Origin of the sequence: Escherichia sp. KCJ4928 (genome assembly GCF_004352695.1) — a bacterium.
In the GTDB taxonomy this organism is placed as follows: Bacteria; Pseudomonadota; Gammaproteobacteria; order Enterobacterales; family Enterobacteriaceae; genus ECMA0423.
Genome location: NZ_SJWV01000169.1, coordinates 1 through 8,650 on the forward strand (window position 1 = coordinate 1; position 8,650 = coordinate 8,650).

At 48.3% G+C, this 8,650-nt stretch carries 9 protein-coding genes, 2 tRNA genes and 1 rRNA gene; 4 read left to right on the plus strand and 8 right to left on the minus strand.

Annotated elements, in window-relative coordinates; genetic code table 11:
* Nucleotides 1–180: 180 nt before the first annotated feature.
* Nucleotides 181–257, minus strand: a tRNA-Asp gene (locus E0D98_RS18805).
* 132 nt (nt 258–389) lie between these two features.
* The gene (dnaQ, locus tag E0D98_RS18810) at nt 390–1,121 is read right to left on the minus strand and encodes a DNA polymerase III subunit epsilon (RefSeq protein WP_001297205.1); all 732 of its coding nucleotides are present in this window, start codon (nt 1,119–1,121) and stop codon (nt 390–392) included.
* Nucleotides 1,122–1,185: 64 nt separating this feature from the next.
* Between dnaQ and rnhA the strand changes: the two genes are divergently transcribed.
* Nucleotides 1,186–1,653 (plus strand): ribonuclease HI, encoded by a 468-nt coding sequence (gene rnhA / locus E0D98_RS18815; RefSeq protein ID WP_000917888.1) that lies wholly within the window; start codon nt 1,186–1,188, stop codon nt 1,651–1,653.
* On the opposite strand, the gene E0D98_RS18820 is transcribed toward rnhA, so the two are convergent.
* Nucleotides 1,650–2,372, minus strand: a complete 723-nt coding sequence (locus tag E0D98_RS18820) for a class I SAM-dependent methyltransferase (protein ID WP_001298887.1) — start codon at nt 2,370–2,372, stop codon at nt 1,650–1,652. The two genes, rnhA and E0D98_RS18820, sit on opposite strands and share 4 nt — an antisense overlap.
* A 33-nt stretch (nt 2,373–2,405) precedes the next feature.
* Here E0D98_RS18820 and gloB point away from each other — a divergent pair, with 33 nt between their 5' ends.
* Nucleotides 2,406–3,161, plus strand: a complete 756-nt coding sequence (gene gloB, locus E0D98_RS18825; protein WP_001052751.1) for a hydroxyacylglutathione hydrolase — start codon at nt 2,406–2,408, stop codon at nt 3,159–3,161.
* Nucleotides 3,162–3,232: 71 nt separating this feature from the next.
* On the plus strand, nt 3,233–4,591 hold the full coding sequence (gene mltD, locus E0D98_RS18830; RefSeq protein ID WP_000644685.1) for a murein transglycosylase D: 1,359 nt from the start codon (nt 3,233–3,235) through the stop codon (nt 4,589–4,591).
* A 47-nt stretch (nt 4,592–4,638) separates the two neighbouring features.
* Here the strand turns inward: mltD and E0D98_RS18835 are convergent, their stop codons facing one another.
* Together E0D98_RS18835 and E0D98_RS18840 are read right to left on the minus strand one after the other, a co-directional pair.
* A complete protein-coding gene (locus tag E0D98_RS18835; RefSeq protein WP_000211726.1) occupies nt 4,639–5,409 on the minus strand; it encodes a class I SAM-dependent methyltransferase in 771 nt (256 codons plus the stop codon).
* Nucleotides 5,410–5,486: 77 nt separating this feature from the next.
* Nucleotides 5,487–6,287: an endonuclease/exonuclease/phosphatase family protein gene (locus E0D98_RS18840; protein WP_001230963.1), complete on the minus strand. Its 801-nt coding sequence runs from the start codon at nt 6,285–6,287 to the stop codon at nt 5,487–5,489.
* Nucleotides 6,288–6,527: 240 nt separating this feature from the next.
* Here E0D98_RS18840 and yafC point away from each other — a divergent pair, with 240 nt between their 5' ends.
* Nucleotides 6,528–7,442, plus strand: a complete 915-nt coding sequence (gene yafC, locus E0D98_RS18845; protein WP_000648572.1) for a DNA-binding transcriptional regulator YafC — start codon at nt 6,528–6,530, stop codon at nt 7,440–7,442.
* On the opposite strand, the gene dkgB is transcribed toward yafC, so the two are convergent.
* The 3 genes from dkgB to rrf all read right to left on the minus strand — a co-directional run bounded on the left by dkgB (nt 7,439) and on the right by rrf (nt 8,650).
* Nucleotides 7,439–8,242 (minus strand): 2,5-didehydrogluconate reductase DkgB, encoded by an 804-nt coding sequence (gene dkgB, locus E0D98_RS18850; RefSeq protein ID WP_000997043.1) that lies wholly within the window; start codon nt 8,240–8,242, stop codon nt 7,439–7,441. The two genes, yafC and dkgB, sit on opposite strands and share 4 nt — an antisense overlap.
* Nucleotides 8,243–8,404: 162 nt before the next feature.
* A tRNA-Asp gene (locus E0D98_RS18855) sits at nt 8,405–8,481 on the minus strand.
* A gap of 54 nt (nt 8,482–8,535) precedes the next feature.
* Nucleotides 8,536–8,650 (minus strand): 5S ribosomal RNA (gene rrf, locus E0D98_RS18860).

Genomic DNA, 8,650 nt, shown 5'->3' on the forward strand with positions numbered 1-8,650 from the left:
TATTTAAATTGAATGATTCGATAGTATGATTAAATATTAATGATATGGTCTACCATATGTGATTAACACATTTACAGCATAACAAAACCATAGACCGAAGAAATAGCGGGATTTAAATGCAAAAAAAACCGCAAAATTAAAAATCTTGCGGTTCTCTGAACTCATTTTCATGAGTGAATTTGGCGGAACGGACGGGACTCGAACCCGCGACCCCCTGCGTGACAGGCAGGTATTCTAACCGACTGAACTACCGCTCCGCGTTGTGTTCCGTTGGGAACGAGGCGAATATTACGGATTGCCTCACCCTTCGTCAACGGTTTTTCTCATCTTTTGAATCGTTTGCTGCAAAAATCGCCCAAGCCGCTATTTTCAGCGCCTTTTACAGGTATTTATGCCCGCCAGAGGCAGCTTCCGCCCTTCTTCTCCACCAGATCAAGACGGGCTTCATGAGCTGCAAGCTCTTCATCTGTCGCAAAAACAACGCGTAACTTACTTGCCTGACGTACAATGCGCTGAATTGTTGCTTCACCTTGTTGCTGCTGTGTCTCTCCTTCCATCGCAAAAGCCATCGACGTTTGACCACCGGTCATCGCCAGATAAACTTCCGCAAGGATCTGTGCATCGAGTAATGCCCCGTGTAGCGTTCGTTTACTGTTATCTATTTCGTAGCGGGCACATAACGCATCGAGGCTGTTGCGCTTACCAGGAAACATTTTCCTCGCCACCGCAAGGCTATCGGTGACCTTACAGAAGGTATTGGTCTTCGGAATATCGCGCTTAAGCAACGAAAACTCGTAGTCCATAAAGCCGATATCGAACGCTGCGTTATGGATCACCAACTCCGCGCCGCGGATATAGTCCATGAACTCATCGGCTACTTCGGCAAACGTGGGCTTATCGAGCAAAAATTCATCGGCAATACCATGTACGCCAAAGGCTTCCGGATCCACCAGCCGATCGGGTTTGAGATAAACATGGAAGTTATTGCCCGTCAGGCGACGGTTCACCACTTCAACGGCACCAATCTCAATGATCTTGTGGCCTTCATAGTGCGCACCAATCTGGTTCATACCGGTGGTTTCGGTATCGAGAACGATCTGGCGTGTAATTGCAGTGCTCATAGCGGTCATTTATGTCAGACTTATCGTTTTACAGTTCGATTCAATTACAGGAAGTCTACCAGAGATGCTTAAACAGGTAGAAATTTTCACCGATGGTTCGTGTCTGGGCAATCCAGGACCTGGGGGTTACGGCGCTATTTTACGCTATCGCGGACGCGAGAAAACCTTTAGCGCAGGCTACACCCGCACCACCAACAACCGTATGGAGTTGATGGCCGCTATTGTCGCGCTGGAGGCGTTAAAAGAACATTGCGAAGTCATTTTGAGTACCGACAGCCAGTATGTCCGCCAGGGGATCACTCAGTGGATCCATAGCTGGAAAAAACGTGGCTGGAAAACCGCAGACAAAAAACCAGTAAAAAATGTCGATCTCTGGCAACGTCTTGATGCTGCATTGGGGCAGCATCAAATCAAATGGGAATGGGTTAAAGGCCATGCCGGACACCCGGAAAACGAACGCTGTGATGAACTGGCCCGTGCTGCGGCAATGAATCCCACACTGGAAGATACAGGCTATCAAGTCGAAGTTTAAGCCTGTGGTTTACGATATTGCCGGGTGGCTCCAACCGCCTGGCGAATTCGTGGCTTGTTTTTACTCTGTTTCATCGGATTTAGCGTTAAAGGAATAGTCCGTTTCCGGGCAACAATAAGTTGTAAGCAACCAAGCGCAGGAATATGTGCATTCAATAGTTTTCCACCGTGTTTGTTCCACGGGAGAACGTGGAAACGGCTGGCGTGCAGCACTTCAAAATTCAACAAAGAGAGCCAGTCCAGTTGCCGCATCAGAGTAAACATCCGGCTGTTATAGGGCGAGGTTTTGCGCAATACCGGCACAAGTTTGCGTAATCCCATTAAACTGATGGGATTGAAGCCACTAATCACCAGCCAGCCATCATCAATCAATACCCGATCGGCTTCACGCAATAAACGATGCGGATCGGTGCACCACGGCAATGTATGTGCCAGTAGACAAACATCAACGGATTTATCGGCAAAAGGAAGATGAAGTGGGTCCGCCTGTACCTGGACGGGCATTCCTTGCGCAGAAACATTCACTTGATGAGAAACCGCGCACGCTTCGCAATTGATTTCTGCGCTTAAATTGCCAATCTTAAGCAGATGAAAACCATACATTTTAGTGAACCACGGGTTGAGCTGGCGCTCCAGCGCCTTGCGATAAAGCTCTCCCCAGGGCAAATCGCCCCAGCAATCAGGAGCCACGACAGTTTGAGGGACTCTTGCCGGTTTCATCACAACCTTCCGTTTCACACTAAGAGGTAATCTATGAATCTTAACAGTATTCCCGCCTTTGATGACAATTACATCTGGGTTTTGAATGATGAAGCAGGTCGCTGCCTGATTGTCGATCCCGGAGACGCAGAGCCAGTATTAAACGCCATTACCGCCAATAACTGGCAACCGGAGGCCATATTTCTCACCCACCATCATCACGATCACGTTGGCGGCGTAAAAGAACTGGTGGAAAAGTTTCCGCAAATTGTGGTGTATGGTCCACAAGAGACACAAGATAAGGGAACAACACAGGTAGTCAAAGATGGCGAAACTGCCTTCGTTTTGGGGCATGAATTTAGTGTAATTGCCACACCGGGTCATACTTTAGGACATATCTGTTACTTCAGTAAACCTTATCTATTTTGCGGCGACACGCTGTTTTCTGGTGGGTGTGGTAGGTTGTTTGAAGGGACAGCATCACAAATGTATCAATCACTTAATAAGTTAAGTGCGTTACCTGACGATACATTGGTATGTTGTGCTCATGAATATACGTTATCAAATATGAAGTTTGCTTTGAGTATTCTTCCGCACGATTTGTCCATAAATGATTATTATCGTAAAGTTAAGGAGTTACGGGCAAAAAATCAAATAACACTACCCGTAATTCTGAAAAATGAGCGGCAAATTAATGTTTTTTTAAGAACAGAAGATATTGATTTAATTAATGTAATTAATGAAGAAACATTATTGCAACAACCTGAAGAACGTTTTGCATGGTTAAGGTCAAAGAAAGATAGGTTCTGATAAAACTTTCTTGTCATCGGCTCCGTTCGCCGTTATGATCGGTCGTCTTTTAAGCAACTATTGACACACACATGAAGGCAAAAGCGATATTACTCGCCTCTGTCCTGCTCGTGGGTTGCCAGAGTACCGGCAACGTTCAACAGCACGCACAGAGCCTTTCTGCAGCTGGTCAAGGGGAAGCAGCAAAGTTTACAAGTCAGGCACGATGGATGGACGATGGGACGTCTATCGCGCCAGATGGTGACTTGTGGGCTTTCATTGGCGACGAGCTAAAGATGGGAATTCCGGAAAATGACCGGATTCGCGAACAGAAACAGAAATATTTACGCAATAAGAGCTATCTCCACGATGTAACTTTACGGGCAGAGCCGTATATGTACTGGATAGCCGGGCAAGTTAAAAAACGTAACATGCCTATGGAACTGGTACTACTACCCATAGTGGAGAGCGCTTTTGATCCTCACGCAACGTCTGGCGCCAATGCCGCAGGCATCTGGCAGATCATTCCGAGCACGGGGCGCAATTATGGTTTGAAACAGACCCGCAATTATGACGCGCGTCGCGATGTTGTTGCTTCAACAACTGCCGCGCTGAACATGATGCAGCGTCTGAACAAGATGTTTGACGGCGACTGGCTTCTGACCGTAGCGGCTTATAACAGCGGCGAAGGTCGGGTCATGAAGGCAATTAAAACGAACAAAGCGCGTGGGAAATCCACGGACTTCTGGTCGTTACCGTTGCCGCAGGAAACGAAGCAGTACGTGCCTAAAATGCTGGCATTGAGTGATATTCTCAAAAACAGCAAGCGTTATGGCGTACGTCTGCCAACGACCGATGAAAGCCGTGCTCTGGCGCGTGTGCACCTGAGCAGCCCGGTTGAAATGGCGAAGGTTGCAGATATGGCGGGGATTTCCGTCAGCAAGCTGAAGACATTCAACGCTGGCGTGAAAGGCTCCACGCTGGGCGCAAGTGGTCCGCAATACGTGATGGTGCCAAAGAAGCATGCAGATCAACTGCGTGAATCTCTCGCTTCAGGCGAAATTGCTGCTGTACAGTCGACGCTGGTTGCCGACAATACGCCGCTTAACAGCCGTGTTTACACCGTACGCTCTGGCGACACGCTTTCAAGTATCGCTTCACGTCTCGGCGTAAGCACCAAAGATTTGCAGCAGTGGAACAAACTGCGCGGATCTAAGCTGAAGCCAGGCCAAAGTTTGACGATTGGTGCAGGCAGTAGCGCACAGCGACTGGCAAACAACAGCGATAGCATTACGTATCGTGTGCGCAAAGGCGATTCGCTTTCAAGCATTGCTAAACGCCACGGCGTGAACATCAAAGATGTGATGCGCTGGAACAGCGACACTGCGAATCTGCAACCAGGCGACAAGCTGACGTTGTTTGTGAAAAACAACAACATGCCAGATTCCTGACAAACCAGATAATAAAAAGGCACCGATTCCCCCGGTGCCTTTTTTATTTATGCTGCTTTATGTGCTTCTACCATGATGATATCACTGGTGAAAGAGCCATCATTCTGCAAGGCAAAATACGTTCTCACCTCTGTCGATGCGCTCTGTTGGTAAATGCGAATAGCGTCTACTAACGCTTCTGGCGTACGCATTCTCGCGACCCATGAAGAAAATTCCAGCGGTAACTTATCTGTAATTAAATTATCAACTATCAGATTGGCTTCATTGATTAACCTCAACCACTCACCGCTGGCGTAGTTTCGTACGTGAGAGGTATCGCGTAATGCTTCTACCGTCTGTAACCAGATGTCGCGCACTGGATGACCCGGAGACATTACGTCCATCACAATCATCCTACCGCCAGGTTTCAATATCCTATTCACTTCTCGCAGTGCTGCACCAACATCATGCCAGTGATGGGCAGAATAACGGCTGATAACAATATCAAATGCGTTATCGGCAAATGGCAGACTTTCGGCATAACCCTGGCGGGTGGTGATATTTTTCAGTTGCCGGGCTTCGGCAGCTTGTGCCACGACATCCAGCATTTGGGCAGATAAGTCATACGCCACCACCGCGCTCACGTTCTGCGCAGCGACAAAGCTGGCATGCCCTGCTCCGCAGCCCATATCAAGTACACTTGTATCAGGATAATCAGCCAGACGCACCGCCAGGCGCTGTAAATCTCGCCCGGATGCATGTACGGTACTGGTTAAATACTCACTGGCCTGCGAGCTAAACTGCTTTTCTACGTGGTCATGGTGGGATTGTGTTGTCATTGCGCTGTCCTTTTGTTATTTGAGTATAAAAGGGCAGCGCCAAACTTTGGTCTGCCCTGTGGCAGACCTGACATACCTTATTTATCAGGTTTGCCGGGACTGAATTCAACGAGTAGCGGATTGTGATCGGAAGCGCGCGTAACCAGTACAGAAGCTTCGCTGACGTTCAGACCACGGTAGAAAACAAAATCGAGCGGACGGCCAAACGCCCGACGGCGCTGATCGTCGGTAAAACGCACCTGGCGCAGCGACATTTCCCGCGCAAAGCGATATAACGCGTTCATCCTTCTACGGCTCCAGGCATTGAAATCTCCCGCCATAATGACCGGGCCGCTGTGATGAGCTATCTGATCGCCAATAGGAAGTAACTGCTTACTATAAACATCCACGCCCAGACTGAAGTTGACGGCGTGTATATTAACCACCATCAACAGGCGGGTATCAGGTAATGGATAGACCGTCACCAGTGCCGACTTCGCCAGACGCAAAATGGGTTCTCGTTCACGTAACGGGCAGCAATACACTGGATGTGCCGCCGAAAGGGTCATTACGCCAGAAGGATGTTGTGGCAGTACGAAAGCGGGTACCTGATCGGCGGCAAGATAGTTAGCGGTCGCAAACTGTACTAACTCTGGCGTTGTCTGCGCTTCCTGCAATAACACCAGATGTGCATCTTTGCCGTAGTTCTTTAATACCGACAACCATTCAGCGCGTTGCTGTTTGTATATGTTCCACACCAGGATCCGAATACGCTCTTCGGTACTTAACGGTTCCCCAGGTGGTAATGCCTGGCCGATGCTCGCAAAAGACCCCGGCGGTAAGATCCTTTCCGCAGGTTGTCCGGCAATATAGCGCATGGCATAGGTGTTTTTTCGCACTTTTGACTTTGAAACCTCTATTACGTCAACCCTTCCGCACTCGGGAGGGTTCTACTGTTATAGGGATTTTAGCTCACTCTTTCAACGAGCAATTGTATATTGTTATGTAAGCAAGTGCTTACACCGGTCAGAATTTTGCTCATTGTTGAGAACATTAAATCGGATGACATATCACGCATCCTGATGGTTTAATGACAAATAAATTCAAAATATCTCTTCTATTTTGCAACAGGAGCAAAAATGAAAGCCACGTCGGAAGAACTCGCCATTTTTGTTTCGGTCGTCGAAAGCGGCAGCTTTAGCCGGGCAGCGGAACAATTAGGGCAAGCAAACTCAGCGGTAAGCCGGGCAGTGAAAAAGCTGGAGATGAAACTTGGCGTTAGCCTGCTTAATCGGACCACGCGACAACTTAGCCTGACGGAAGAAGGCGAGCGTTATTTTCGTCGCGTACAGTCAATTTTGCAGGAGATGGCAGCGGCAGAATCAGAAATTATGGAGACGCGTAATACACCGCGTGGACTGTTGCGCATCGATGCCGCAACTCCAGTGGTGCTGCACTTTCTGATGCCGTTGATTAAGCCTTTCCGTGAACGCTATCCGGAAGTCACTTTGTCGCTAGTCTCCTCCGAAACGATTATTAATTTGATCGAAAGAAAAGTTGATGTCGCGATACGCGCCGGTACGTTAACGGATTCCAGCTTACGTGCCAGGCCGTTATTTAATAGTTATCGAAAAATTATCGCCTCCCCCGATTATATTTCCCGCTACGGGAAGCCAGAAACGATCGACGATTTAAAGCAACATATTTGCCTGGGATTCACTGAACCCGCTTCCCTCAATACCTGGCCGATAGCCCGTAGCGATGGACAATTACATGAGGTGAAGTACGGTTTGTCATCCAATAGTGGGGAAACACTGAAACAGCTTTGCCTGAGTGGCAACGGGATTGCGTGTTTGTCCGACTACATGATCGACAAAGAAATCGCTCGCGGAGAATTGGTGGAGTTAATGGCAGATAAAGTGTTGCCAGTGGAAATGCCATTCAGTGCAGTCTATTACAGCGACCGTGCGGTAAGTACGCGCATCCGGGCTTTTATCGATTTCCTTAGCGAGCATGTAAAAACAGCTCCCGGAGGAGCTGTCAGAGAGGCTTAATCCCATTCAGGAGCCAGACCTTCCGGGCTAACCAGGCGGTCGTTGCAATCCAGTGCGGCGATCGCTTTTTTATCTTCGGCATCAAGCTGTAAATTTTGTGCCTTAAGATTACTTTCCAGGTTTTCACGTTTAGTAGAAGAAGGAATTACTGAGTAACCTTCCCCCATAGCCCACGCCAGAATCACTTGTGCCGGAGTCGCATTGTGTTTAGCTGCGATACGAGCAATAACCTCATCTTTCAGGGCCTTACCATACGCCAGCGTCATATAGGAAGTAATATGGATGCCGTGCTGTTTAGCCCAGACAACCACTTTACGGTTTTGCAGATAAGGAGAGAGTTCAATCTGGTTAGTAGCGATGTTTTCAGCGCCAACAGCAGCAATCGTTTTTTCCATCAACGGGATCGTGAAGTTGGAAATACCGATCTCACGTGTCAGACCTTGTTTTTTGGCTTCCAGCAGCGCCTGCATAAACTCTTCAACAGAGACTTCATCGTTTGGTGACGGCCAGTGGATTAGCGTCAGATCAACATAATCGGTACGCAATTTTTGCAGGCTCTCTTTCAGACTTGGGATCAATTTGTCTTTGCTGAGATTTTCAATCCAGATTTTAGTGGTGATGTAGAGTTCATGACGTGGCACGCCACTTTCTGCAATCGCCTGACCTACTGCGGCTTCGTTATCATAGATTTGTGCGGTATCAATTGCGCGATAACCAAGTTCAAGCGCCGTTTTCACAGATGAAATAACAACGTCGTCTTTCAGACGGAAAGTACCTAAACCAAATGCAGGGATAGCCATAATATGCCTCTTTTAATGCTATTTTCGTTAACTGAGGTGATTATGGGCTTCAGACTGTTGCGGAAAAAGAGCGTAAAACGCAGAGGATTTTTGCGATTCTGGCAATAATAGAAATGTAGACGAAAAAAAACCTCGAGCGATAACTCGAGGCTTCTTAATAAGTGGCGGAACGGACGGGACTCGAACCCGCGACCCCCTGCGTGACAGGCAGGTATTCTAACCGACTGAACTACCGCTCCACCGAATTCTTTTACAACCACCGGTTTTATGACCGGCTTACTGCTTAATTTGATGCCTGGCAGTTCCCTACTCTCGCATGGGGAGACCCCACACTACCATCGGCGCTACGGCGTTTCACTTCTGAGTTCGGCATGGGGTCAGGTGGGACCACCGCGCTAAGGCCGCCAG